This is a genomic window from Pseudomonas sp. NPDC089530 (assembly GCF_050280705.1).
Taxonomy (GTDB): domain Bacteria; phylum Pseudomonadota; class Gammaproteobacteria; order Pseudomonadales; family Pseudomonadaceae; genus Aquipseudomonas.
In genome coordinates this window covers 1-25083 of the sequence record NZ_JBNNVU010000080.1, presented here as the reverse complement: position 1 = coordinate 25083, position 25083 = coordinate 1, and the positions used below count along the sequence as shown (strand labels likewise).

The 25083-nt window shown below is 64.6% G+C and carries 19 protein-coding genes and 4 pseudogenes; 18 read left to right on the top strand and 5 right to left on the bottom strand.

Annotated features, from left to right (window positions below; translation table 11 throughout):
- Positions 1–85: 85 nt before the first annotated feature.
- Together putA and ACQKQA_RS23595 are read left to right on the top strand one after the other, a co-directional pair.
- Positions 86–3241, top strand: a pseudogene (putA, locus tag ACQKQA_RS23600) (trifunctional transcriptional regulator/proline dehydrogenase/L-glutamate gamma-semialdehyde dehydrogenase); the annotation flags it as partial.
- 188 nt (positions 3242–3429) lie between these two features.
- Positions 3430–5229: an acyl-CoA dehydrogenase gene (locus tag ACQKQA_RS23595; protein WP_427563115.1), complete on the top strand. Its 1800-nt coding sequence runs from the start codon at positions 3430–3432 to the stop codon at positions 5227–5229.
- Between the two features lie 106 nt (positions 5230–5335).
- On the opposite strand, the gene ACQKQA_RS23590 is transcribed toward ACQKQA_RS23595, so the two are convergent.
- Complete coding sequence (locus ACQKQA_RS23590) at positions 5336–5638, bottom strand: cell division protein ZapA (RefSeq protein WP_202698848.1); 303 nt, start codon at positions 5636–5638, stop codon at positions 5336–5338.
- Positions 5635–5865, bottom strand: a complete 231-nt coding sequence (locus ACQKQA_RS23585) for a hypothetical protein (RefSeq protein ID WP_044460814.1) — start codon at positions 5863–5865, stop codon at positions 5635–5637. Before ACQKQA_RS23585 ends, ACQKQA_RS23590 begins: the two co-directional genes overlap by 4 nt.
- 250 nt (positions 5866–6115) lie before the next feature.
- Between ACQKQA_RS23585 and ACQKQA_RS23580 the strand changes: the two are divergent.
- The 6 genes and pseudogenes from ACQKQA_RS23580 to ACQKQA_RS23555 form a co-directional block, all read left to right on the top strand.
- Positions 6116–6916, top strand: a pseudogene (locus ACQKQA_RS23580) (MCP four helix bundle domain-containing protein); the annotation flags it as partial.
- The gene (locus ACQKQA_RS23575; RefSeq protein WP_427563117.1) at positions 6899–7771 is read left to right on the top strand and encodes a methyl-accepting chemotaxis protein; all 873 of its coding nucleotides are present in this window, start codon (positions 6899–6901) and stop codon (positions 7769–7771) included. The pseudogene ACQKQA_RS23580 and the gene ACQKQA_RS23575, both read left to right, overlap by 18 nt.
- Before the next feature lie 202 nt (positions 7772–7973).
- Complete coding sequence (locus tag ACQKQA_RS23570) at positions 7974–9716, top strand: potassium/proton antiporter (protein ID WP_427563112.1); 1743 nt, start codon at positions 7974–7976, stop codon at positions 9714–9716.
- Between the two features lie 34 nt (positions 9717–9750).
- Positions 9751–13098, top strand: a complete 3348-nt coding sequence (mscK, locus tag ACQKQA_RS23565; protein WP_427563111.1) for a mechanosensitive channel MscK — start codon at positions 9751–9753, stop codon at positions 13096–13098.
- 48 nt (positions 13099–13146) lie between these two features.
- Entirely contained in the window at positions 13147–14610 is a 1464-nt protein-coding gene (gene selO / locus ACQKQA_RS23560) for a protein adenylyltransferase SelO (protein WP_427563109.1), read from the top strand.
- Between the two features lie 40 nt (positions 14611–14650).
- Positions 14651–15229 (top strand): hypothetical protein, encoded by a 579-nt coding sequence (locus tag ACQKQA_RS23555; protein ID WP_427563107.1) that lies wholly within the window; start codon positions 14651–14653, stop codon positions 15227–15229.
- Positions 15230–15235: 6 nt separating this feature from the next.
- Here the strand turns inward: ACQKQA_RS23555 and ACQKQA_RS23550 are convergent, their stop codons facing one another.
- On the bottom strand, positions 15236–15637 hold the full coding sequence (locus tag ACQKQA_RS23550; protein ID WP_427563106.1) for a helix-turn-helix domain-containing protein: 402 nt from the start codon (positions 15635–15637) through the stop codon (positions 15236–15238).
- The gene (locus tag ACQKQA_RS23545) at positions 15634–15930 is read right to left on the bottom strand and encodes a type II toxin-antitoxin system HigB family toxin (RefSeq protein WP_427563105.1); all 297 of its coding nucleotides are present in this window, start codon (positions 15928–15930) and stop codon (positions 15634–15636) included. Before ACQKQA_RS23545 ends, ACQKQA_RS23550 begins: the two co-directional genes overlap by 4 nt.
- A 236-nt stretch (positions 15931–16166) precedes the next feature.
- Between ACQKQA_RS23545 and trxC the strand changes: the two genes are divergently transcribed.
- A complete protein-coding gene (gene trxC / locus ACQKQA_RS23540; protein ID WP_427563103.1) occupies positions 16167–16601 on the top strand; it encodes a thioredoxin TrxC in 435 nt (144 codons plus the stop codon).
- A 118-nt stretch (positions 16602–16719) separates the two neighbouring features.
- Here the strand turns inward: trxC and ACQKQA_RS23535 are convergent, their stop codons facing one another.
- Positions 16720–17490 carry a ParA family protein gene (locus ACQKQA_RS23535; RefSeq protein ID WP_427563101.1) on the bottom strand — a complete coding sequence of 257 codons (771 nt, stop codon included), beginning with the start codon at positions 17488–17490 and terminating at the stop codon, positions 16720–16722.
- Positions 17491–17832: 342 nt separating this feature from the next.
- Between ACQKQA_RS23535 and ACQKQA_RS23530 the strand changes: the two genes are divergently transcribed.
- The 9 genes and pseudogenes from ACQKQA_RS23530 to ACQKQA_RS23490 form a co-directional block, all read left to right on the top strand.
- Positions 17833–18552 carry a beta-ketoacyl synthase chain length factor gene (locus tag ACQKQA_RS23530; RefSeq protein WP_427563099.1) on the top strand — a complete coding sequence of 240 codons (720 nt, stop codon included), beginning with the start codon at positions 17833–17835 and terminating at the stop codon, positions 18550–18552.
- The gene (locus ACQKQA_RS23525) at positions 18528–19343 is read left to right on the top strand and encodes a lysophospholipid acyltransferase family protein (protein ID WP_427563097.1); all 816 of its coding nucleotides are present in this window, start codon (positions 18528–18530) and stop codon (positions 19341–19343) included. The genes ACQKQA_RS23530 and ACQKQA_RS23525 overlap by 25 nt, the downstream gene beginning before the upstream one ends.
- Positions 19318–19578: a phosphopantetheine-binding protein gene (locus ACQKQA_RS23520; RefSeq protein WP_427563095.1), complete on the top strand. Its 261-nt coding sequence runs from the start codon at positions 19318–19320 to the stop codon at positions 19576–19578. Before ACQKQA_RS23525 ends, ACQKQA_RS23520 begins: the two co-directional genes overlap by 26 nt.
- Positions 19579–19587: 9 nt before the next feature.
- Positions 19588–19842 (top strand): acyl carrier protein, encoded by a 255-nt coding sequence (locus ACQKQA_RS23515; protein ID WP_427563092.1) that lies wholly within the window; start codon positions 19588–19590, stop codon positions 19840–19842.
- A pseudogene (locus tag ACQKQA_RS23510) lies at positions 19839–20384 on the top strand (hypothetical protein). The gene ACQKQA_RS23515 and the pseudogene ACQKQA_RS23510 overlap by 4 nt, the downstream one beginning before the upstream one ends.
- Positions 20381–22060, top strand: a complete 1680-nt coding sequence (locus ACQKQA_RS23505; RefSeq protein ID WP_427563089.1) for an AMP-binding protein — start codon at positions 20381–20383, stop codon at positions 22058–22060. Before ACQKQA_RS23510 ends, ACQKQA_RS23505 begins: the two are co-directional and overlap by 4 nt.
- Positions 22061–22107: 47 nt before the next feature.
- A complete protein-coding gene (locus ACQKQA_RS23500; RefSeq protein ID WP_427563086.1) occupies positions 22108–22842 on the top strand; it encodes a glycosyltransferase family 2 protein in 735 nt (244 codons plus the stop codon).
- A complete protein-coding gene (locus tag ACQKQA_RS23495) occupies positions 22839–23783 on the top strand; it encodes a glycosyl transferase (RefSeq protein ID WP_427563084.1) in 945 nt (314 codons plus the stop codon). Before ACQKQA_RS23500 ends, ACQKQA_RS23495 begins: the two co-directional genes overlap by 4 nt.
- Positions 23764–25002 (top strand): annotated as a pseudogene (locus tag ACQKQA_RS23490) (HAL/PAL/TAL family ammonia-lyase); the annotation flags it as partial. The gene ACQKQA_RS23495 and the pseudogene ACQKQA_RS23490, both read left to right, overlap by 20 nt.
- Positions 25003–25083 lie beyond the last annotated feature (81 nt).

Sequence of the window (25083 nt, the reverse complement as noted above, 5' to 3'; positions counted from 1 at the left end):
ATCGGGTTAATGAAGATGAAGAGGGTGATATCTGATGGCTCAGGTGTCTGGAGGGGGGGGTATTACTCGCATCATTTTTATTCTGCTGGCGTTGGCCAGCAAGTTCGAAGCCAAGGGCTTCCGCTACTCCTACGACATGCTCGGCGAAGCGGCGCTGACCGAGCACGACGCACAGAAATACCTGGCGTCCTACGAGCAGGCCATCCACTCGATCGGCAAGGCCTCCCACGGTCGCGGCATCTATGAAGGCCCGGGCATCTCGATCAAGCTCTCGGCCCTGCACCCGCGTTACAGCCGCGCCCAGTACGAGCGCGTGATGGACGAGCTGTACCCGCGCCTGCTGTCCCTGACCCTGCTGGCCAAGCAGTACGACATCGGCCTGAACATCGACGCCGAGGAAGCCGACCGCCTGGAGCTGTCCCTGGACCTGCTGGAGCGCCTGTGCTTCGAGCCGCAACTGACCGGCTGGAACGGTATCGGCTTCGTGATCCAGGCCTACCAGAAGCGTTGCCCGTACGTGATCGACTACGTGATCGACCTGGCGCGCCGCAGCCGTCACCGCCTGATGATCCGCCTGGTGAAAGGCGCCTACTGGGACAGCGAGATCAAGCGCGCCCAGGTCGAAGGCCTGGAAGGCTATCCGGTCTACACCCGCAAGGTGTACACCGACGTCTCCTATATCGCCTGCGCCCGCAAGCTGCTGTCGGTACCGGAAGTCATCTACCCGCAGTTCGCGACGCACAACGCCCACACCCTGTCGGCCATCTACCACATCGCCGGTCAGAACTATTACCCGGGCCAGTACGAGTTCCAGTGCCTGCACGGCATGGGCGAACCGCTGTACGAACAGGTTGTAGGCAAGGTCGCCGAGGGCAAGCTGAACCGTCCGTGCCGCGTGTACGCACCGGTCGGCACCCACGAAACCCTGCTGGCCTACCTGGTACGCCGCCTGTTGGAAAACGGCGCCAACACCTCGTTCGTCAACCGCATCGCAGACCAGTCGATCTCCATCCAGGAACTGGTGGCCGACCCGGTCAGCCAGATCGAGCAGATGGCCACCCTGGAAGGCGGCTTCGGCCTGCCGCACCCGCGCATTCCCTTGCCGCGCGACCTGTACGGCAGCGAGCGCGCCAACTCCGCCGGCATCGACATGGCCAACGAACACCGCCTGGCGTCGTTGTCCTGCGCCCTGCTGGCCACCGCCCACAACCACTGGAAAGCCGCGCCGATGCTCGGTTGCGCCTCCAGCAGCGAAACCCCGGCGCCGGTGCTGAACCCGTCCGACCATCGCGATGTGGTCGGCCATGTCCAGGAAGCCACGGTCGAAGACGTCGACAACGCCATCCAGTGCGCCCTGAACGCTGCACCGATCTGGCAGGCCACGCCGCCGGCCGAACGCGCCGCGATCCTCGAACGCGCCGCCGACCTGATGGAAGGCGAGATCCAGCCGCTGATGGGCCTGCTGGCCCGGGAAGCCGGCAAGACCTTTGCCAACGCCATCGCCGAAGTGCGCGAGGCCGTGGACTTCCTGCGCTACTACGCGGTGCAGGCGCGCAACGATTTCAGCAACGACGCGCACCGCCCGCTGGGCCCGGTGGTCTGCATCAGCCCGTGGAACTTCCCGCTGGCAATCTTCAGCGGCCAGGTCGCCGCCGCGCTGGCCGCCGGTAACCCGGTGCTGGCCAAGCCGGCCGAACAGACGCCGCTGGTGGCCGCGCAAGCCGTGCGCCTGATGCTCGAAGCCGGGATTCCGGAAGGCGTGCTGCAACTGCTGCCGGGCCGCGGCGAAACCGTCGGTGCCCGCCTGGTGGGCGACGAGCGGGTCAAAGGCGTGATGTTCACCGGTTCCACCGAGGTCGCGCGCCTGCTGCAACGCAACGTCGCCGGCCGCCTGGACACCCAGGGCCGGCCGATCCCGCTGATCGCCGAGACCGGTGGCCAGAACGCGATGATCGTCGACTCCTCGGCCCTCACCGAACAGGTGGTGATCGATGTCGTGTCCTCGGCCTTCGACAGCGCCGGCCAGCGTTGCTCGGCCCTGCGCGTGCTGTGCCTGCAGGAAGACTCCGCCGACCGCGTGATCGAAATGCTCAAGGGCGCCATGGCCGAAAGCCGCCTGGGCAACCCGGAGCGCCTGGCCGTGGACATCGGCCCGGTGATCGACGCCGAAGCCAAGGCCGGCATCGAGAAACACATCCAGGCCATGCGCGACAAGGGCCGCACTGTGTATCAGGTGGCGATCGCCGACGGCGAAGAAATCAAGCGCGGCACCTTCGTCATGCCGACCCTGATCGAGCTGGAAAGCTTCGACGAGCTGCAGCGCGAGATCTTCGGTCCGGTGCTGCACGTGGTGCGCTACAAGCGCAAGGACATCGACCAGCTGATCGCGCAGATCAACGCCTCCGGCTATGGCCTGACCCTGGGCGTGCACACCCGCATCGACGAGACCATCGCCAAGGTGATCGACACCGTCAACGCCGGTAACGTCTACGTCAACCGCAACATCGTCGGTGCCGTGGTCGGCGTGCAGCCGTTCGGCGGCGAAGGCCTGTCGGGCACCGGTCCGAAAGCCGGCGGCCCGCTGTACCTGTACCGCCTGCTGTCGACCCGTCCGGCCGACGCCATCGAACAGTCCTTTGCCCGTGGCGATGCCGCCAACGCCCCGGACGTGCGCCTGCGCGATGCCATGAGCAAGCCGCTGGGCGCCCTGCAAGCCTGGGCCCAGAGCAATAAAATGGCGGACCTCGGCGCCCTGTGCACGCAGTTCGCGGCGCAGTCCCAGAGCGGTGTCAGCCGCGTCCTGGCCGGCCCGACCGGCGAACGCAACAGCTACACCATCCTGCCGCGCGAACACGTGCTGTGCCTGGCGGAAGTCGAAGCCGACCTGCTGACCCAGCTGGCTGCGGTACTGGCCGTGGGCGGCTCGGCGGTCTGGCCGGAAGGCGAACCGGGCAAGGCGCTCTACGCCCGCCTGCCGAAGGAAGTGCAAGCGCGCATCCACCGCGTGGCGGACTGGACCAAGGACGAGGTGGTGTTCGACGCGGTCCTGCACCACGGCGACTCCGACCAGTTGCGCGCGGTCTGCCAGCAAGTGGCCCAGCGTGCCGGCGCCATCGTCGGCGTGCACGGCCTGTCCCAAGGCGAAACCGCGATTGCCCTGGAGCGCCTGGTAATCGAGCGCGCCCTGAGCGTCAACACCGCGGCGGCCGGCGGCAACGCCAGCCTGATGACCATCGGCTAAGCCGTCGGTCAGCGACATGAAAAGGGCGCCCTCACCGGCGCCCTTTTTCATGCCCGACACAATCCCCGTAGCCCCATTCCCTGTAACCACGCCTGTTTGGCGCCTTTATCACTTTCATCAATCTTGCTGTTCAGCTTTTATTCACCCGCCTAGACTCGCGGCATTCCCGATAAAACAGGTAGGCCGCCATGTCCGAGACGCTGCTCAGTTCCCGCAATCTGGCTTTCGAGCTGTATGAAGTCCTCGATGCCGAGGGCCTGACCCAGCGCGAGCGGTTCGCCGAACACAACCGGGAAACCTTCGACGCCGCCCTCGGCACCGCCCGCAGCATCGCCGAGAAGTTCTTCGCCCCGCATAACCGCAAGGGCGATGAAAACGAGCCGCGCTATGAGGGCGGCCAGGCAATCCTGATCCCGGAAGTGAAACCCGCGGTCGACGCCTTTCTCGAAGCCGGTTTCCTCAACGCCACGCGCAGCTTCGAGGCCGGCGGCATGCAGCTGCCGACGCTGTTGTCCCAGGCCTGCTTCGCCCACTTCCAGGCGGCCAACGTCGGCAGTTCCGCCTACCCGTTCCTGACCATGGGCGCGGCCAATCTGATCGAGAGCTTCGGCAGCGAGGAACAGAAGCAGCGCTTCCTGCAACCGATGATCGACGGCCGCTTCTTCGGCACCATGGCCCTGACCGAACCCCACGCTGGCTCCTCGCTGGCGGACATCCGTACCCGAGCCGAACCGGCCGGCGACGGCACCTATCGCATCAAGGGCAACAAGATCTTCATCTCCGGCGGCGATCACCCGCTGGCCCAGAACATCGTGCACATGGTGCTGGCCAAGCTGCCGGACGCCCCGCCCGGGGTGAAGGGCATCTCGCTGTTCATCGTGCCCAAGTTCCTGGTCGACGCCGACGGCTCCCTGGGCCAGCGCAACGATGTGCTCCTGGCCGGCCTGTTCCACAAGATGGGGTATCGCGGCACCACCTCCACCGCGCTGAACTTCGGCGATAACGGCGAGTGTGTCGGCTATCTGGTGGGCCAGCCCCATCACGGCCTGAGCTACATGTTCCAGATGATGAACGAGGCACGGATCGGCGTCGGCATGGGCGCGGTGATGCTCGGCTACGCCGGCTACCTGTACTCCCTGGAATACGCCCGCGAGCGCCCGCAAGGCCGGCTGCCGGACAACAAGGACCCGCACACCGCACCGGTGCCGATCATCCAGCACGCCGACGTCAGGCGCATGCTGCTGACCCAGAAGGCCTATGTCGAAGGCGCTTTCGACCTGGGCCTGTACGCCGCGCGGCTGTTCGACGACACCAGCACCCTGGCCACCGAAGAGCAGCGCAAGCAGGCCCACGAACTGTTGGACCTGTTGACGCCCATCGTCAAATCCTGGCCCTCGGAGTTCTGCCTGAAAGCCAACGAACTGGCGATCCAGGTCCTCGGCGGCCACGGCTACACCCGCGAATACCCGGTGGAACAGTATTACCGCGACAACCGCCTGAACCCGATCCATGAAGGCACCCACGGCATCCAATCGCTGGACCTTTTGGGGCGCAAGCTGGCGCAGAACGGCGGCGCGGGCCTCAAGCAACTGATCCGCCTGATCGCCGTGACCAACGAACGGGCCCGGGCCCACGCCTCCCTCGAGGCGCTGCGCGCCCCCCTGGAAAAGCTGGTGGCACGCCTGCAGGACGTGACCATCGGCCTGCTCACCGACCTGGCCCAGGGCAAGGTCAGCAGCCTGGCCAACTCGGCGCTGTACCTGAAAGCCTTCGGCCATGCGGTGATCGGCTGGCGCTGGCTGGAACAGGCGATCCGCGCGCAGGAGGGCCTGGACAAAGGCAATGTGGCAGACCTGGATTTCTACCAGGGCAAGCTGCAGGCGGCGCGCTACTTCCTGACCTGGGAAGTGCCGGCTTGCCATCACGAACTGGCGTTGCTGGAAGCGCGGGACGATACCTGCCTGGGCATGCAGGACGCGTGGTTTTGACGGGCTGAAAGCAGCGCGGGCAAGCGAACGTCGATCACGCTCGATTGCCCGCGATAACCATCCCTTTGACCCGACCGCAACGGCCTTGCCGGCTGGGTAACGCCGATCAGTTCTGGCTGATGGTCTTGGAGATCACTTCGACCGTGGCGCTGACTTGCTCTTGGTAACGGTCGAGTTCCTGCTGATGGCGCTTCTGCATTTCCAGCTGCTGGGAACACAGGTTCATCGCCGTCAACACCAGCAGGCGATCGCCGATCAGCGTCGGGTATTTCTTCTTGGTCTCGGCCAGGGTGGCCTTCAACATCAATGCGGCATCCAGCAGGGTCTGCTCTTCCCCGGCCGGTGCCTTGATCGAGTAGTCCTCACCGAGAATCGAGACGACCTTGACTCCGTCGGCACCCTGTCTCATGCGCTGACAGGACCGGCGCTGACGCGTTCGACCAGGGCCTGGATACGGGCCACGGTAGCGCCTTGCTTCTCTTCCTGTTCCATCAGGCTCAGTTGCAGGCTTTCGTTCTCATCCTTGGCCTGGGCCAGTTCCGCTTTCAGGGTTTCGTTCATACCCGACAGCGCCTGGTTCTGTTGCACCAGGTCACTGACAAGCTGTTCCAATTGGCTTAGGGATGCTTCCAACATTTTGATTTTCCGAGCATTTTTCAAAGGGCGCGTACGATAAAGAAAAGTCACCGCCGATGCCAGGTTTATCCCGGCGCAACGCCTCGGGCTACCTGGCGGGCGACCTTGCCTGCGAACTTTAAAGACTGTCATTCCCCCCTCAGGTTCCTGACATTTCGTCGCCCATCAGATCTTTCTGAAACTCTCGTCCCGGCTTCAAGAATCCATTTTTGCGCGCGATAGGTCAGGGGAGCCTATCAACCACCGCGGCATGGATTGCGCATTCTCGAGGTCCTCCACCATGTCTCTTCGCAACATGAACATCGCACCGAGGGCGTTCCTCGGCTTTGCATTCATCGGCAGCCTGATGTTGTTCCTGGGCATCTTCGCCCTGAACCAGATGAGCAAGATCCGCGCAGCGACCACCACCATCACCACCGACAACATGCCCAGCATCCAGAGCATCGACGAGTTCACGCAACAGATGCTGCGGCTGCAGGTGCTGTCCTATCGCCTGGTGGTCAACCGGGGCCCCGAGGTGCAGGCCAAGACCCGCGAGTCGCTCGAGCAGGGCAACCAGGCGGTGGAGAAAACCCGCAGCACCTACGAAAAGCTGGTCAGCAGCCCGGAGGAAAGCGAGGCCTACGAGCAGTTCCTCAAACTCCTGGCCGAATACCGCCAGCTCGAACAACGGGTGAAAGAACTGTCGCGCAACAACCAGCTCGAAGAACTGCAGCAGATGCTGAACAACGAACTGATGACCAACTCGCGGCAGATCAACAAGGTCCTCAACCTGCTGGTGCAGATCAACAGCCAGCGCTCCAACGAAGCCAACGCCCATGCCGCCGATGAATACTCCTCGGCATCCAACCTGGTGATTGCCCTGCTGATCCTGTCCACCACCCTGACCGTGGTGTTCGCCTGGCTGCTGACCCGCAGCATCACCCGGCCCATCGCCGATGCCTTGCACGCCGCGGAATACATCGCCGAAGGCGACCTCACCCAGGCCATCGAGGTCAACGGCCGCGACGAACCCGGACGCCTCTTGCAGGCCATGGCGACCATGCAGGAAAAACTGCGCCAGACCCTGCTGCATATCTCCGGCTCCGCCGGCCAGCTGGCCTCCGCCGCGGAAGAGCTGAACAGCGTCACCGACGAAAGCGCCCGCGGCCTGACCCAGCAGAACAACGAAATCGAACAGGCGGCCACCGCCGTGAACGAAATGACCTGCGCCGTCGAGGAGGTCGCACGCAATGCCGTGAGCACCGCCGAAGCCTCGAACGATGCCACCCAATCGGCCGGCGAAGGCCGCGACCTGGTGCGCGAAACCGTCAGCGCCATAGAGCTGATGAGCAGCGAGGTGCAGAGCTCGGCGAACAAGATCAGCGAACTGGCCGAGGAGTCCCGCGATATCGGCAAGGTGCTGGACGTGATCCGTGGCCTGGCCGACCAGACCAACCTGCTGGCCTTGAACGCGGCGATAGAAGCGGCCAGGGCCGGCGATGCCGGGCGCGGTTTCGCGGTGGTCGCCGATGAAGTGCGGGCCCTGGCCCACCGCACCCAGCAGTCCACCAGCGAAATCGAACGCATGGTCGGCAGCATCCAGAGCGGCACCGAGCACGCCGTCGAGTCGATGCGCACCAGTACCGAGCGCGCCAGCTCGACCCTGAGCGTCGCCCGGGGCGCCGGCGAAGCCCTGGAGACCATCAATAACGCCGTCAACGAAATCAACGAGCGCAACCTGGTGATCGCCAGCGCCGCCGAGGAACAGGCGCTGGTGGCCCGTGAAGTCGACCGCAACCTGGTGAACATCCGCGACCTGTCGGTGCAGTCGGCCACGGGCGCCAACCAGACCAGCGACGCCAGCCACGAGCTGTCGCGCCTGGCCGTGGACCTGAACGGCATGGTGGCGCGATTCGCCCTGTAACATCCCGCTGATCGACGCCTGCGCCAGCCACGACGGACCACTATGAAGGCCGCCGGAGGCTGGCGACAGGCGACGTTTTCCTGCCGCCTGCAAACAGGCGCAAAAGCTCTTTGACAGCATCGTATTTCAGCAGGTTAGAATCGCTGGCACGCAGACTGCATGGTCAGTTTGTGCCCGCCTTTCTGCTTCTGGAGTACTGCCTTTGAATGCGACGACCATCAACAGCCTGTTCTTGATCGGCGCGTTGCTGGTAGGTGCGAGCATTCTGGTGAGTTCCCTTTCGTCCCGCCTCGGTATCCCGATCCTGGTGATCATCCTGGCCGTGGGCATGGCCGCCGGCGTCGACGGCGGTGGCATCATTTTCAACAACTACCCGACCGCCTACCTGGTGGGCAACCTCGCCCTCGCGGTGATCCTCCTCGACGGTGGCTTGCGCACCCGGGTCTCGAGTTTCCGCGTGGCCTTGTGGCCCGCCCTGTCGCTGGCCACCGTCGGCGTGATGATCACCACCGGCCTGACGGGCATGGCCGCCGCCTGGCTGTTCGACCTGAACCTGATCCAGGGCCTGCTGATCGGCGCCATCGTCGGCTCCACCGACGCCGCGGCGGTGTTCTCGCTGCTGGGCGGCAAAGGCCTGAACGAACGGGTTACCGCCAGCCTGGAGATCGAGTCGGGCAGTAACGACCCGATGGCGGTGTTCCTCACCGTGACCCTGATCGACATGATCGCCAGCGACCAGACCGGGCTGCACTGGAGCCTGCTGGGGCATCTGCTGCGCGAGTTCGGCATCGGTGGCCTGATCGGCCTGGGCGGTGGCTGGTTGATGTTGCAACTGGTGAACCGCATCAACCTGGCCACCGGCCTGTACCCGATCCTGGTGATCGCCGGCGGCCTGGTGGTCTTCGCCCTGACCAACGCCCTGCATGGCAGCGGTTTCCTGGCGGTTTACCTGTGCGGCCTGGTGATCGGCAACCGCCCGGTGCGCAGCCGGCACGGCATCCTGCACATGCTCGACGGCATGGCCTGGCTGTCGCAGATCGGCATGTTCCTGGTGCTCGGCCTGCTGGTCACGCCCCATGACCTGCTGCCCATCGCCTTGCCCGCGCTGGGCCTGGCGCTGTGGATGATCCTGTTCGCCCGCCCGCTGTCGGTGATGGTCGGCCTGTTGCCGTTCAAGGCCTTCCACGGGCGCGAGAAAGCGTTCATTTCCTGGGTCGGCCTGCGCGGCGCGGTACCGATCATCCTGGCAGTGTTCCCGCTGATGGCCGGGCTGCCCGAGGCCCAGCTGTACTTCAACCTGGCCTTCTTCATCGTGCTGGTGTCACTGCTGGTGCAGGGCACCAGCCTGCCGTGGGTCGCCAAGCTGCTGAAGGTCACGGTGCCGCCGGAGCCGGCGCCGATCTCCCGCGCCGCCCTGGAAGTGCATGTCACCAGCGAATGGGAGTTGTTCGTCTATCGCCTCGGCGCGGAAAAATGGTGCATCGGCGCGGCGCTGCGCGAGCTGAAAATGCCCGAAGGCACCCGGATCGCCGCCCTGTTTCGCGGCCAGCAACTGCTCCATCCGTCGGGTAGTACCGTGCTGGAAGCCGACGATCTGTTGTGTGTGATCGGCCATGAACACAACCTGGCGGCCCTTGGAAAACTCTTCAGCCAGGCACCGCAACGGGGCCTGGACCTGCGCTTCTTCGGCGACTTCGTACTCGAAGGCGACGCCCAGCTGGGCGCGGTTTCGGCGCTCTACGGGCTCCAGCTCGAAGGGGTCGATCCGGACATGCCGCTGAGCCACTTCATTGCCCATAAAGTAGGCGGTGCCCCAGTGGTCGGCGACCAGGTGGAATGGAACAACACCATCTGGACGGTTGCCGTGATGGACGGGAACAAGATCAGCAAAGTGGGCGTCAGATTCCCCGAAGGAAGTCGCCCCGGCCCCGGTCTCTTCCTCTAAACTGCCCACTTCTCATCCAGCTCGACCAGTCTCTATGCCAACCCTGCGCACCCTTTTCGCCACCGCCCTGCTGGGCTTGAGTCTTTCTGTCGGCCCATTGCAAGCGGCCGAGCCGCCCAGCGCCGAGTCCGTCCAGCAGAGCCTGGATAAAATCGCCGAGCGCAAATTGCCGGAAGCCGATCAGAAGGCCCTGCAAGCGGTGCTGCAGCAGACCCTCACCCAACTGTCGAGCAAGCAGGACTACGAGCAGCGCCTGAGCGATCTCAAGCAGCAGCTGAACAATGCCCCGCGCCAGACCGGCGAGAACCAGCGCGAGCTGACCCGCCTGAAAGCCACCAAAGTGGTACCGGTGGCCCAGCGCTACGCCAACCTGCCGGTGTCGCAGCTCGAACAGCTGCTGACCGAACGCACCACGCAGCAGGGCGACATGCAGAAGGCGCTGGCCGAGGCCAACAGCCTGGCCATTACCGCGCAGACCCGCCCCGAACGGGCCCAGGCCGAGATCAGCAGCAGCCAGACCCGCACCCAGCAGATCAACACGATCCTCAAGATCGGCAAGGACGCCGGCAAGCCCATCAACGCCGACCAGCGCAACCAGCTCAACGCCGAACTGGCGGCCATCAATGCGCTGATCCCGTTGCGCCGCCAGGAACTGGCCGGCAACAGCCAGCTGCAGGACCTGGGCAACAGCCAGCACGATCTGCTGATGGAAAAGACCGCCCGCCTGGAGCAGGAAATCCAGGACCTGCAGACCCTGATCAACCAGAAGCGCCTGGCCCAGTCCCAGCAAACCGTCACCCAGCAATCCATCGAAGCGCAGAAGGCCGGGAGCAGCAGCCTGCTGGCCAGCGAAAGCGCAGCCAACCTGAAGCTCTCCGACTACCTGCTCAAAAGCACCGACCGCCTCAACGAGCTGACCCAGCAGAACCTGCAAACCAAGCAGCAACTCGACAGCGTGACCCAGAGCGACGCCACCCTGGACGAGCAGATCAACGTGCTCAAGGGCAGCCTGTTGCTGTCGAAGATCCTCTACAAGCAGAAGCAGGCGCTGCCCCACCTGCGGCTCGACCGCGACCTGGCCGACCAGATCGCCGACATCCGCCTGTACCAGTTCGAGGTCAACCAGCAGCGCGAACTGATCACCAGCCCCAGCAGCTACGTCGACAACCTGCTGGCCTCCCAGCCATCCGAGCAGGTCACGCCGCAGCTGCGCAAGACCCTGCTGGACCTGGCCGTCACCCGTGCCGACCTGCTGGAGCGCCTGAGCCGCGAGCTGAGCGCGCTGCTCAACGAATCCATCACCCTGCAGCTCAATCAGAAACAACTGTTGAGCACCTCCCAGAGCCTGCGCGCGACCCTCGACGAGCAGATGTTCTGGATTCCCAGCAACAAGCCGCTGGACCTCGAATGGTTGCAAGCGGTACCGCTGCGCCTGGAAAAACAGGTGGTCAGCCTACCCTGGTCGTCCAGCCTGAGCGAACTGGCCGACGGCCTGGCGCAACGGCCGCTGCTGTTCCTGCCCTTGCTACTGCTGATCGCGGCTTTGCTGTGGCGGCGCAAGCAGCTGTACCGGCGCCTGAACAAGCTTCACCAGGACATCGGCCACTTCAAGCGCGACAGCCAGTGGCACACGCCGCAGGCGATCCTGGTCAATATCCTGCTGGCGCTGCCGGTCTCCCTGGGCCTGGCGCTGTGCGGCCTGGCCCTGCAGATCGACGCCCGCGGCCAGAACGCCAACCTCGGCGCCGCGCTGCTGCAGATGGCCCAGGCCTGGCTGGTGTTCTACACCGCCTACCGGATCCTCGCCCCGGGCGGCGTGGCCGAACTGCACTTCCGCTGGGAGAAACCCCAGGTCGAATTCCTCCAGGGCTGGGTGCGCCGCCTCGGGCTGGTGGTCCTGGCGCTGGTGGCCGTGGTGGCCGTCGCCGAACATCAACCGGCGGCGCTGGCCGACGACGTGCTCGGCATCGGCGTGGTGCTGACCTGCTACGCCCTGATGACCTGGCTGCTCAGCCGCCTGCTGCTGAGCAGCCCGACGCACGAGAATGCCTCGCTGTTCCGCAAGGCCGTGGCGGTGCTGTTCACCGTGCTGCCGGTCGCCCTGTTCGTCGCGGTGTGCTTCGGCTACTACTACACCGCGCTGAAGCTCAGCGACCGCCTGATCAACACCCTGTATCTGCTGATGCTCTGGCTGGTGATCGAAGCCACCTTCGTCCGCGGCCTGGCCGTGGCCGCACGGCGCCTGGCCTACCAGCGCGCCCTAAGCAAGCGCCAGGCCGCCCGGGAGTCCGGAGACGGCGAAGCGGTGGTCGAAGAGCCGACCATGGATATCGAGAAGGTCAACGAACAGTCCCTGCGCCTGATCCGCCTGGCCTTGCTGGGTAGTTTCATCGCCGCGCTGTACTGGGCCTGGTCGGACCTGATCACGGTCTTCTCCTACCTGGACAACGTCACCCTCTACGAATACACCAGCGGCACCGGCGCCAACATGAGCATGGTGCCCATCAGCATCGGCGACATGCTGGGCGCGCTGATCATTGTCGGCATCACCTTCGCCCTGGCGCGCAACCTGCCCGGCCTGCTGGAAGTGCTGGTGCTGTCCAAGCTGAACCTGGCCCAGGGCAGTGCCTACGCGACCACCACCCTGCTGTCCTACGTGATCGCCGGCGTCGGCTTCGTCTCCACCCTGTCGACCCTCGGCGTTAGCTGGGACAAGCTGCAATGGCTGGTGGCGGCGCTGTCGGTGGGCCTCGGCTTCGGCATGCAGGCGATCTTCGCCAACTTCATCTCCGGCATCATCATTCTGTTCGAGCGTCCGGTACGGATCGGCGACACCATCACCATCGGCGCCCTGTCGGGCACAGTGAGCAAGATCCGTATCCGCGCCACCACCATCACCGACTTCGACCGCAAGGACATCATTGTCCCGAACCAGACGTTCATCACCGGGCAACTGATCAACTGGTCGCTGACCGACACCATCACCCGGGTGACCCTCAAGCTCGGCGTCGACTACGGCTCGGACCTGGACCTGGTCAAGGAATTGCTGCTCAAGGCCGCCCGGGAGAACCCGCGGGTACTGAAAGAACCCGAGCCGCATGTGTACTTCCTCAACTTCGGCGAAAGCACCCTCGACCATGAATTGCGCATGCACGTGCGCGAACTGGGCGACCGCAACCCGGTGATCGACGAGGTCAACCGCTTCATCAACCGCGAGTTCAAGAAGCAGAACATCAACATCTCGTTCCGCCAGATGGAGGTCTACCTGAAGAACCTCCACGGCCAGGAGTACAAGATGGTGCCCATCGGGCCGGAGAAGACCCCAGTGCCGCCGTCCGACGGCAAACCGCCGCAGGACCCACTGCCCACCAGGCTCGACTAAGGGCGCTACCCCTAGCAGAATGCTCGGACATTCTGCTGGAGATGGCCGTTGAAAGCCCTCGACGAACTGACCTTCGACAATCGTTTCGCCCGCCTGGGCGACGCGTTCTCAACCCATGTGCTGCCCGAGCCGATCGACCATCCCCGCCTGGTGGTGGCCAGTCCGGCAGCCATGGCGCTGCTGGACCTGGACCCCGAAGTCGCTGAAAGCCCGGTGTTCGCCGAGCTGTTCGGCGGGCACAAGCTGTGGGCCGAAGCAGAGCCGCGGGCGATGGTCTATTCCGGGCATCAGTTCGGTTCCTACAACCCCCAGTTGGGCGACGGCCGCGGGCTGCTGCTGGGCGAGGTGTACAACGCCGCCGGCGAGCACTGGGACCTGCACCTCAAGGGGGCCGGCCAGACCCCCTACTCGCGCATGGGCGATGGCCGCGCGGTGCTGCGTTCGTCGATCCGCGAATTCCTCGCCTCCGAGGCGCTACACGCACTGGGCATTCCGACCACCCGGGCGCTGTGCGTGATCGGCTCCGACACCCCGGTCTGGCGCGAGAAACAGGAGCGCGCGGCGATGCTGCTGCGCATGGCGCCGAGCCACGTGCGCTTCGGCCACTTCGAATACTTCTATTACACAAAACGCCCCGAGCAGCAGAAACAGCTGGGCGAGCATGTGCTGGCCATGCACTTCCCCGAATGCCTGGAGCAGCCGGAACCCTACCTGACGATGTTCCGCGAAGTGGTGGAGCGCAACGCCGAACTGATCGCCAAATGGCAGGCCTACGGTTTCTGCCATGGGGTGATGAACACCGACAACATGTCGCTCCTGGGCATCACCTTCGACTTCGGGCCGTTCGCCTTCCTCGACGACTTCGACGCGCACTTCATCTGCAACCATTCCGATGACCAGGGGCGCTACTCGTTCAGCAATCAGGTGCCTATCGCCCAGTGGAACCTCAGCGCCCTGGCGCAGGCGCTGACGCCGTTCATCAGCGTCGAGGCCCTGCGCGAAACCCTCGGCCTGTTCCTACCGCTGTTCCAGGCCCATTACCTGGACCTGATGCGCCGCCGCCTCGGCCTGACCAGCGCCGAAGACCAGGACCAGAAACTGGTGGAGCGCCTGCTGCAACTGATGCAGGGCAGCGGCGTGGATTACAGCCTGTTCTTCCGCCGCCTGGGGGATGAGCCTGCGGAACTGGCCGTGGCCCGCCTGCGCGACGACTTCGTCGACCGCCAGGGCTTCGATGACTGGGCCGAGCTGTACCAGGCCCGCGTCGGCCGCGAGCAGGACGACGGCCAGGACCAGCGCCGTGCCCGCATGCATGGGGTCAACCCGCTCTACATCCTGCGCAACTACCTGGCGCAGAACGCCATCGACGCCGCCGAGCGCGGGGACTACTCCGAGGTGCGCCAGCTGCATGCGGTGCTGAGCAGGCCGTTCGAGCAGCAGGCCGGCATGGAGCGCTACGCCGAGCGGCCACCGGAATGGGGCAAGCACCTGGAAATCAGCTGCTCGTCCTGAGACAACAGCCTTTGTCCCACTAAGAAAATCGCCCCCCTAAATGAGTAAAAGTAATTTCGAAGGCCTGATGGTCCTAGGATTCTGCCTGATGGTTCTCTGGCGAGTCTTGCCCATTGCCTGGAATTTCTACGCATCCGCCCGGTCCACCCGAAAAGTCATGGCTGAGCTGACTCCCACACGCCAACTCAGCGATGACGAACGCGCTGCGCTGGCGTTTCTCGGCGGCCCGGCCAAAGCCCTCGTCGCCTTGGCCGGGGTCACACGGCTGCCCTTGAACAAACTCGCCCACGCCAAGGGTGCCCAGGCCGCGGTCTATCAATTGCGCGGCCCGCTAGTGGATTGGGGATATGCCATGTATCCCGGTGTGGAGGAACACTTTTCGATCCAGGGCGCCGAGGTCTTCATGGCCCTGGACTCCATTCGCCAATGCTGTGCCACCGAAAACGTCGTCGAGGTGGTGTTCTGCAAGCGAGTCGGGGTCATTCTCAGTTGCAACGACAGCTATTGCCTGGTCAAGACCAGCGCCAAATGGGGAGCTTTTCTGGAGCCGGACAATGACAACCCAGTGCTTGCCACTGAGCCAACGAGGGAAAACCAGGTAGTCAACAAGCGCGCCTGAGCCCCCTCAGATAAAGGTTTCCACCGAAACACCAAAGCGTTCGGCCAACCAGCGGATCTGCCGCAGGTTGAGCTGGCGCTTGCCGCTCAGGATCTCCGAGACCACCGACTGCGCGCCGACGCCGGGCAGGTCGCTCTGGGTCAGGCCGTTTTCGCGCATGAAGGAACGCAATACGTCTACGCCACTGGCCACCGGCATTGGCCGATGTTCTTCGTCATAGGCTTCGATCCAGTCACCAATGATGTCCACCAGCGAAGTCACCGGATGATTCTCGTCCTCTCCCATGAGATCCAGCAGCTCATCCAGCGCCCGGACCAATTCATCGTAATCGGCCTCGGTCTTGGGTTTGCGCAACAACGGCGCCACGAAATGCCAATGCTCCGCCGCCTGCCTCACCAGAACATTCATATGGGTTCCTCCTTCCACCTGCCCTTGTCGTATTCACGATGGTCCAGTACGTGCCTGATATAGAGGCGTCGTACCTCATAACGCACCACGGTGATGATGCATAACTTATTGCCGCCAACGTCGAAAACGTGAAACGCCCCCACTTTGTCCGTGGCTGGAAACACTGCCTTGATGGCTGCAAAGTCGGCCGGATTGAGGCCTTTGATTTTTCTGTACCAGGTATCCAGCGCACTGGCCGATTGCGGCCAGCGATCCTTGGCCTCCCAGATTCGTTTGGCGGTGATGATATGCATGCAATGTCCCTATCGCATATTGCTATAGACGGTAGTGTTGGCGGCGCTCCATAGCAAGTTGCTATGCGCGCAAACAGACCAACGGCGCAAACCCACGGCTCCGTTTCAGCCTAGATTCGCCCGAGGCCACACCGCCCAAAGATGTATGAAGGAATGCGACAAGCCCGCCACGCGCTTGATAAACCCGGCACCAGACTCCAGATAACGCCCATCGCCCACCCTTCTGGAGCCCTCCCATGTCCGATCCCCTGTTGATCCCCTGCCCCCATTGCAACGGTTTGAATCGCATCCCCGCCGAGCGCCTGGGCGATGCACCCAAATGCGGCCGCTGCAAGGGCCAGGTGCTGTTGAGCCAGCCCTTCGAGCTGAAACAAGGCGACTACGCCAGCCAGATCAAGGGCGATCTGCCGCTGCTGGTGGATGTCTGGGCGGACTGGTGCGGGCCGTGCAAATCCTTCGCACCGGTTTTCCAGCAGGCGGCCGCGCAACTGGCGGGCAAGTGCCGGCTGGCCAAGCTCGACAGCGAGGCCAATCAACAATTGTCGGCGCAGCTGGGCATCCGCTCGATTCCGAGCCTGATCCTGTTCAAGAACGGCCGGGAAGTGGCGCGCCAGAGCGGCGCTTTTCCGCTGCCGCAGTTGCTGAGCTGGCTGCGTAGCCAGGGTATCTGAGGGGCATCGCCGAAAACTGTAGGAGCGAGGCTTGCCCACGATGGGGGCCTGACATTCAACATCGTCGTCAGCTGTCAGATCGCTATCGCGGACAAGCCTCGCTCCCACAAAAAAGGGGTCAGGCGTTTTCCAGCAGGTTGTGCAGATCGACGAACTGCTGGGTCAGCTTGTGCCGGGGATCGAGGTGGATCAGCGGCAGGCTGGCCTGGTGAGACTCGCGCATCCGCACCGAACTGGCCAGGTACACCGGCAATACCGGCAGGCCTTCGGCGATCAGTTCGTCGAGCATTTGCTGGGGCAGGCTGGCACGGGCCTGGAACTGGTTGACCACTATGCCCTCGACCTGCAACTCCTCGTTGTGGTCGTCCTTCAGCTCTTCGATTTCCGCCAGCAGGCCGTACAGGGCCTGACGGGAAAAGCTGTCGCAGTCGAAGGGGATCAACACCCGATCGGCGGCGATCAATGCCGAAACCGCGTAGAAATTCAGGGCCGGCGGGGTGTCCAGGTAGATCCGGTCGTAGTCCTCGGCCAGCTCGTCCAGCAGTTTGCGCAGCTTGTTGATCTTGTGCTTCGCCTCGAGCTTGGGCTGCAGGTCCGCCAGCTCGGCGGTGGCCGTCACCACATGCAGGTTGTCGAAGGGCGTTTCGTAGATATCGACCTGGTTCTTTTTCGAGAACGGCCCGGAGGACAGGGTCTGCTTGAAGAAATCGGCGATCCCCATCGGGATGTCGCCGCCGGTCAGGCCGGTGAGGTATTGAGTGGAGTTGGCCTGGGCATCCAGGTCCACCAGCAGGGTGCGATAGCCCTCGCTGGCGCTCACGGCTGCCAGGTTGCAGGCAATGCTGGACTTGCCGACCCCGCCTTTCTGATTGAACACCACGCGCCGCATGTCGAAACCTCCCTGCATCAAAGATGACCGAGTGTAGTAGCGAGCAGCGCTGCTTCGCTACCTTGCCGACGGCGGACTGCCAAGTCACGGCCGATGGCCAGGCAACAGCCAGGCGCCGGAGAACATTTCCGTGCTTGCGACCCACCTCGCCCAGCAATAGCCAAATGACATCTTTTTTCCTGCCAAACTTGTCATTTCAACTGAGCAAAACATAACCAGTGTTTGCTACAAGCCAGTCACACCGCGATAATATGTCCCACTCGGCTGTGTTCCATGCAGGGTGAGTCACGACCCAGACGCCTGACACGTCAAGCAAGCCCGCAGGGGCGGGATGAACTTCAAGTGATCAATTTCAACATCGCCCAATGGCGCGCGTGGGCCCCTGGGCTCGAAAGCGTGGACGATTGGCAGGCCTGGAGCCGACAACCGGTCGTGCTCGAGCGCAGCGATGCGGCTCCCGATGTGTCGTTCCTGCCCGCCATGCAGCGCCGGCGCCTCAGCCGTCTGGCCCGCATGGCGTTCAGCGTGGGCTGGCCCCTGGCCGAAGGCCTGGAACAGCTCCCCCTGGTCTTTGTTTCCCGGCACGGCGAAACGCCACGGACCTTCGACATCCTCTGCGACCTCGCGGCCGACCAGCCCTTGTCCCCGACCCAGTTCAGCCTCTCGGTGCACAACGCCGTGATCGGCCTGTGGTCGATCATGCGCGGCGAAACCAGCGAAATGACCGCCCTCGCCGCTGCTGGCGACGGCCTTGAACACGGCATGCTGGAAGCCGCGGCGCTGCTGGAGGAAGGCGCGCCAGCGGTGCTGCTGGTGATCACCGAAGAACAGCCGCCCGAGGCCTATGCCACCTGGATCGACGACGTGCCGTTCCCCTATGCGGTGGGCCTGCTGCTGACCCCCGGCCAAGAGTGGCGACTGACCCTCGATACCGCTTCCGGAGAAATACCCCGCGCCGACTGGCCCCATGCCCTGAATCTCTTGCGTACCCTGCTCAGCGAGAAGACCTCCTGCCAACATGCCTGGAAGGACCGTGTATGGGACTGGCAACGCAACCTGTAAGCCCAAAGCCCCGCGACGCCTATTACTGGCGGCTGTTCGCCACTGCCATGAGCTTTGCCTTGTTCGGCCTGGGCGGCCTGTGCCTGCGCCTGGTGGTTTTCCCCCTGCTCGCCTGCCTGCCCGGCGACGCCGAGGCCCACCGCCAGCGGGCGCGCCGCACCATCGGCCGACTGTTCTGGTTTTTCATCCGTTTCATGGCCCGCTGCGGCGTGCTGACCTATGAAGTCACCGGCGCGGAACAGCTCGGCCGCCCCGGGCAAATGATCCTCGCCAACCACCCATCGCTGATCGACGTGGTGTTCCTCATCGGCCTGGTGCGCCATACCAACTGTGTGGTCAAGCAAAGCCTGTGGCAGAACCCTTTTACCCGTAACCCGATCCGCGACGCCGGGTACATCAGCAACGATGGCAGCATGAACATGCTCGACGCCGCCAGCGAAGCCCTGCGCAACGGCCAAACCCTGGTGATCTTCCCCGAAGGCACCCGCACCCGGCCGGGCGAGGCGCCGGCCTTTCATCGGGGGGCCGCGGCAATCGCCCTGCGGGGTGCGAGAATCATTACCCCGGTGGTCATCAAGGTCAGCCCGACCACCCTGACCAAGGCCGAACCTTGGTATCGCATCCCGCCGCGCCGCGTGCACTTCAGTTTTCGCGTGGGAGCCGATATAGACCCGTGCGCCTTTGCCGTCCAAGGCCCTGCACCACAGGCCTCGCGCAAGCTCAACGATCATTTGCATCACTACTTCATTAAGGAGCTCGCCGAAGATGAGCGATCTGCATCAGGAAATTAAAATGCTGATCATCGACGCCCTGGGCCTCGAGGACATCAGCGTGCAAGACATCGGCGACGAGTTGACGCTCTTCGGCGAAGGCCTGGGCCTGGATTCGGTCGACGCCCTGGAGCTGGGCCTGGCCATCCAGAAACGCTACGGCATCAAGATCGACGCCGACGCCAAAGACACCCGCAACCACTTCTCCAACGTGGCGAGCCTTGCGGCGTTCGTCACCGCAAAACAGCCAGCTTGAGACCGGACCATGCAAACTCGTGACGACATCTTCAACACCCTGCGTGATGCTCTGGTGGAACTCTTCGAACTGGAACCGGCCCGGGTGAGCCTGGAGTCCAACCTGTACCAGGACCTGGAAATCGACAGCATCGACGCCGTCGACCTGATCGACCACATCAAGCGCCAGACCGGCAAGAAAATCGCCGCCGATGAGTTCAAGTCGGTGCGCACCGTCAACGACGTGGTCGAAGCGGTCTACCGCCTGGTCCAGCCGGCCGCATGAGCCGCCTGATCGGCCTTGGCCTGCTGCTAGCGGGCCTGTTGTATCCCTTTGCGGTGTATTTCGGCATGGAGCATTTCGCTCCGTGGCAGTTCGGCCTGTTGCTCGGCGGCCTGTGGCTGGCCCGGGCCCTGACCGGCTAGCGGCGCCCCGGCAGCCTGTGGATGGCTGGCGCCGCCATGGTGTTCTGCCTGTTGCTGGCGCTGTTCGACAGCCCATTGTTGTTGCGCTGGTACCCGGTGCTGATCAGCAGCTTCATGCTCGCGCTGTTCGGCCTGAGCCTGAAATACGGCCCACCGATGGCCGAGCGCCTGGCCCGCCTGAGCGAGCCGGAACTGCCGGAAAAGGCGGTTCGCTACACCCGCCAGGTGACCATTGCCTGGAGTGTGTTTTTCCTCTGTAACGGATTGCTGGCCGCGGCCCTGACCCTGTGGGCGCCGCTGAGCTGGTGGACGCTGTACAACGGCCTGATCGCCTATGGCTTGATGGGTTTGCTGTTTGCCATTGAATGGTTGTTACGACAACGCGTACGAGGCCGCGCATGAATTGGATAAAGCTTGAGCAACTGTTGCTCAAGTCACTGCCGGAACGGATCGTCACCCACGAGCCGGCACTCGATCACAGCCAGCTGCAGCACCAGGCTCTGAGCCTGGCCGCGGGCTTGCGGGCCAGGGGCGTACAGCGCCTGGCGCTGTACCTGGAAGATGCCGCCGAGCTGGCGGTCGCCCTGCTCGGCGCCTGGCGCGCCGGGGTCGGCGTGCTGCTGCCCGCCGACCTGCAACCCCAGACCCGGCAACGCTGGTCGACGGAAGTCGACCTGTGGCTGACCGACCAGCCAGGGGACGCCCACCTGGCCGACTTCGACCTACCGCCCTTGCCCGCCGCCGAACTCGACCTCGACACCTGCCGCCTGAGCCTGTGCACCTCCGGTTCCAGCGGCGAGCCCAAGCGCATCGACAAATCCCTGCGCCAGCTGGCCAACGAGGTCGAAGCCCTGGAACAGCTGTGGGGCGAGGGGCTGGGCCAGGCCTGCATCATCGGCAGCGTCTCCACCCAACATATCTACGGCCTGCTGTTCCGCGTGCTCTGGCCGCTGTGCGCCGGACGTACTTTCGTACGTCGGCAGCTGCCGTTCCCGGCAGACCTGCAACGCGCCAGCCGCCAGCACCCGGTCTTTGCCTGGGTCGCCAGCCCGGCATTGCTCAAGCGCATGGGCGACAACCTCGACTGGCCGGCCCTGAGCCCGGTACGCCGGGTGTTTTCCTCCGGCGGCGCGCTGCCCGCCGACGCCGCGCAGAGCCTGCGGCGGCGCCTGGGGCAATGGCCGACGGAAATCCTCGGCAGCTCGGAAACCGGCGGCATCGCCTGGCGCCAGGGCGACGACCTGTGGCAAGCCTTCGCCGGCGTCGAACTGAGCCAGGACCCGGACGGCGCCCTGCTGATTGCCTCGCCCTACCTGCCGGCCGGGCATGTCGAACACACCGCCGATGCCGCGCGCATCGCCGCCGACGGGCGTTTCGAGCTGCTCGGGCGCCTGGACCGGATCGTCAAGCTGGAAGAAAAACGCATTTCCCTGCCAATGCTGGAACAGGCCCTGGTCGAACATGCCTGGGTCGCCGAAGCCCGCCTTGGGGTGGTCCGGGAAAACCGCGCCTCCCTTGGCGCGCTACTGGTCCTCAGCAAGCAAGGCCTGTTTGCGTTGCGCAACCAGGGGCGCCGGGCACTCACCCAGGCGCTGCGCCAGCACTTGAGCCAGCATTGCGAGGCCCTGGCGCTGCCCCGCCGCTGGCGCCTGCTGCGGCAGTTGCCGCTGAACAGCCAGGGCAAGCTGCCCCAGGCCGAGATCGACGCCCTGCTGCTGGCCCCGCGCCCACAGGCGCCTGAGGTACTGGAACAGCAGGAGGTCAATGGCGAATGGAACCTGCAACTGATGGTCCCCCCGGACCTGGCCTGTTTCAGCGGCCACTTCCCCCGGGCCCCGGTGCTGCCGGGCGTGGTGCAGGTGGACTGGGCCCTGGCGCTGGGCAAGCAGTTGTTCGAGCTGCCGGGCCGCTTTGCCGGTATGGAAGTGCTGAAGTTCCAGCAACTGGTACGGCCTGGCGATCAGGTGCAATTACACCTGCGCTTCGATCACGAACGCGGCAAACTCTATTTTGTCTACCGCAATGACACCGCCGCCTGTTCCAGCGGCCGCATCCTGCTGGAGAACACCTGTGGATAAGTTATGGGCCCGTTGCGAGCGCAGCGCACGCCTGGGAGATACCGCCCATGCATAACCCCTGCGCCGTGATCCCGGTCTACAACCATGAAACCGCCGTGCCGGCGGTGGTCGACGCCCTGCTCGCCAGCGGCCTGCCCTGCGTGCTGGTGGACGACGCCAGCAGCCCGGCCTGCGCCGCCGTGCTGGAGCAGTTGGCCGAGCGCGAGCAGGTGTTCCTGGTCAAGCTCGCCGTCAACCAGGGCAAGGGCGGCGCGGTCATGGCCGGGCTGCGCGAAGCGTCGCGCCTGGGCTTCAGCCACGCCCTGCAGGTAGACGCCGACGGCCAGCACGACCTGCGGGACGTCGAAGCCTTCATCGACCATTCGCGGACCCACCCCGACGCCCTGATCTGTGGTTATCCACAGTACGACGCCAGCGTGCCCAAGGGCCGCCTGTACGCCCGCTACCTGACCCACGTCTGGGTCTGGATCAACAGCCTGTCGCTCAAGATCCGCGACTCCATGTGCGGCTTCCGGGTCTACCCGCTGCCGCCGGTCCTGGCCCTGATCGACTCGGTGAAGCTCGGCAAGCGCATGGACTTCGACCCGGAAATCCTCGTGCGCCTGTCCTGGCGCAACCAGCCGATGTGCTGGCTGCCGACCCAGGTCCACTACCCCCAGGACGGCCTGTCGCACTTCCGGCTGTTCCACGACAACGCGCTGATTTCCAGCATGCACACCCGGCTGTTCTTCGGCATGTTGCTGCGCGCCCCCATGATCCTCTGGCGACGGTGGCAGGCATGACAGCGCAACAGGACAAGCAACACTGGGCCGAGCACGAGGAGCGCGGCAGTTTCTGGCTGATGAAGCTCACCGCCGTCGGCGTGCGCGTGCTCGGGCGCCGGGTATTGACCCCGCTGCTGTACGTCATCGTGTTGTACTTCTTCCTGTTCGGCCGCAGCGCGCGCCACAGCATCTGGCTGTACCAGCGGCGCCTGGCCGAATGGAGCGGCAAGGCCGAGCTGCGCCCCAGCCAGTGGCGGGTATTCGGCCAGTTCATGGCCTTCGCCGATGCCCTGCTGGACAAGCTCGACGTGTGGAACGGCAAGCTGCGCCTGGAACAGATCGAGATCGTCGACCCGGCGCTGTTGCGCAACCAGATGCGCGGTACCCGCGGACAGATGCTGGTGGGCGCCCACCTGGGCAACCTCGAAGTCTGCCGGGCCCTGGCCGAGCTGGGGGAAAAGGTCACCATGAACGTGCTGGTGCACACCAAGCACGCCGAACGTTTCAATCGCCTGCTGGGCGAGGCCGGGGCCACCAACCTGCGGCTGATCCAGGTCAGCGAGCTGGACCCGGCGGTGATGCTGCAACTGAGCCAGCGCCTGGATCGCGGCGAATGGCTGGCGATTGCCGGTGACCGCGTACCGCTGCACGGCAGCCGCAATGTGCAGGTGGATTTCCTTGGCCATCCGGCGCCCTTTCCCCAGGGACCGTGGCTGCTGGCGGGGTTGCTGAAATGCCCGGTCAACCTGCTGCTGTGCCTCAAATGCGACGGCCGCTATCGTCTGATCCTCGAGCCCTTCGCCGAGGTCGTGGCCTGGAAGCGCAGCGACCGCGAGCAGGTGATCCGGCAATGGACCGCCCGCTATGCCGAGCGCCTGGGCCATTACTGCCTCGAAGCGCCTCAACAATGGTTCAACTTTTACCCTTTCTGGAAGACCGATGACGACGCATCCGCTTGAGCCGGTAACCTTCGGCGAACTCCCTTTGCGCATCGAAGACGTGCTGGCCCTGGCCAACCGTCAGGCGCCGCCCCAACTGCAGGACGACAGCGCATTCCGTCAGCGCATCGCCAAGGGCGCGCGGTTCCTCGACTCGTTGCTGGACAAGGAAGGCGTGATCTACGGCGTGACCACCGGCTACGGCGACTCCTGCGTGGTCGCGGTGCCGCTGGAGCACGTCGAGGCCCTGCCCCGTCATCTGTACACCTTCCATGGCTGCGGCCTGGGCAAGCTGCTGGACCCGCAGGCCACCCGCGCGGTGCTGGCGGCGCGCTTGCAGTCGCTGTGCCATGGCGTGTCCGGGGTCCGTGTGGAACTGCTGGAACGCCTGCAGGCGTTCCTCGAACACGACATCCTGCCGCTGATCCCCGAAGAAGGTTCGGTGGGCGCCAGCGGCGACCTGACGCCACTGTCCTATGTGGCCGCGACCCTGTCCGGCGAGCGTGAAGTACTGTTCCGCGGCGAACGGCGCACCTCGGCCGAGGTACACCGGGAGCTGGGCTGGGAGCCGCTGGTGCTGCGCCCGAAAGAGGCCCTGGCATTGATGAACGGCACCGCGGTGATGACCGGCCTGGCCTGCCTGGCCTTCGCCCGCGCCGACTACCTGCTGCGCCTGGCGACCCGCATCACCGCGCTGAACGTGGTGGCCCTGCAGGGTAATCCGGAGCACTTCGACGAGCGCCTGTTCGCCGCCAAGCCGCACCCGGGGCAGATGCAGGTCGCCGCCTGGCTGCGCCAGGACCTGGCCATCGACGCGCCGACCGCGCCGCTGCACCGCCTGCAGGACCGCTATTCGCTGCGTTGCGCGCCCCACGTGCTGGGCGTGCTGGCCGACAGCCTAGGCTGGCTGCGCGGCTTTATCGAAACCGAGCTGAACAGCGCCAACGACAACCCGATCATCGACGCCGAAGCCGAGCGCGTGCTGCACGGCGGGCACTTCTATGGCGGGCATATCGCCTTCGCCATGGACAGCCTGAAGAACCTGGTGGCCAACGTCGCCGACCTGCTGGACCGGCAGCTCGCGCTGCTGGTGGACGAGCGCTACAACCATGGCCTGCCGAGCAATCTGTCCGGCGCCCCGGCGGACCGCGCCATGATCAACCACGGCTTCAAGGCGGTGCAGATCGGCGCCAGCGCCTGGACCGCCGAAGCGCTGAAAAACACCCTGCCGGCCAGCCTTCCATACGAATACAGCGCTTCTTTGTTGCGGCGATCTTCCTCTTGATCGGGACGGACCAATACCTATGAAATTGTATGTAGA

Coding starts and splice junctions, on each gene's coding strand:
- ACQKQA_RS23585 (WP_044460814.1), bottom strand. CDS start 5,865: ATGTTGGAAGCATCCCTAAGCCAATTGGAACAGCTTGTCAGTGACCTG.
- ACQKQA_RS23575 (WP_427563117.1), top strand. CDS start 6,899: ATGGCGACCATGCAGGAAAAACTGCGCCAGACCCTGCTGCATATCTCC.
- ACQKQA_RS23500 (WP_427563086.1), top strand. CDS start 22,108: ATGCATAACCCCTGCGCCGTGATCCCGGTCTACAACCATGAAACCGCC.
- mscK (WP_427563111.1), top strand. CDS start 9,751: ATGCCAACCCTGCGCACCCTTTTCGCCACCGCCCTGCTGGGCTTGAGT.
- ACQKQA_RS23520 (WP_427563095.1), top strand. CDS start 19,318: ATGAGCGATCTGCATCAGGAAATTAAAATGCTGATCATCGACGCCCTG.
- ACQKQA_RS23550 (WP_427563106.1), bottom strand. CDS start 15,637: ATGAATGTTCTGGTGAGGCAGGCGGCGGAGCATTGGCATTTCGTGGCG.
- ACQKQA_RS23590 (WP_202698848.1), bottom strand. CDS start 5,638: ATGAGACAGGGTGCCGACGGAGTCAAGGTCGTCTCGATTCTCGGTGAG.
- ACQKQA_RS23505 (WP_427563089.1), top strand. CDS start 20,381: ATGAATTGGATAAAGCTTGAGCAACTGTTGCTCAAGTCACTGCCGGAA.
- ACQKQA_RS23545 (WP_427563105.1), bottom strand. CDS start 15,930: ATGCATATCATCACCGCCAAACGAATCTGGGAGGCCAAGGATCGCTGG.
- trxC (WP_427563103.1), top strand. CDS start 16,167: ATGTCCGATCCCCTGTTGATCCCCTGCCCCCATTGCAACGGTTTGAAT.
- ACQKQA_RS23555 (WP_427563107.1), top strand. CDS start 14,651: ATGAGTAAAAGTAATTTCGAAGGCCTGATGGTCCTAGGATTCTGCCTG.
- ACQKQA_RS23515 (WP_427563092.1), top strand. CDS start 19,588: ATGCAAACTCGTGACGACATCTTCAACACCCTGCGTGATGCTCTGGTG.
- ACQKQA_RS23525 (WP_427563097.1), top strand. CDS start 18,528: ATGGGACTGGCAACGCAACCTGTAAGCCCAAAGCCCCGCGACGCCTAT.
- ACQKQA_RS23595 (WP_427563115.1), top strand. CDS start 3,430: ATGTCCGAGACGCTGCTCAGTTCCCGCAATCTGGCTTTCGAGCTGTAT.
- ACQKQA_RS23535 (WP_427563101.1), bottom strand. CDS start 17,490: ATGCGGCGCGTGGTGTTCAATCAGAAAGGCGGGGTCGGCAAGTCCAGC.
- ACQKQA_RS23495 (WP_427563084.1), top strand. CDS start 22,839: ATGACAGCGCAACAGGACAAGCAACACTGGGCCGAGCACGAGGAGCGC.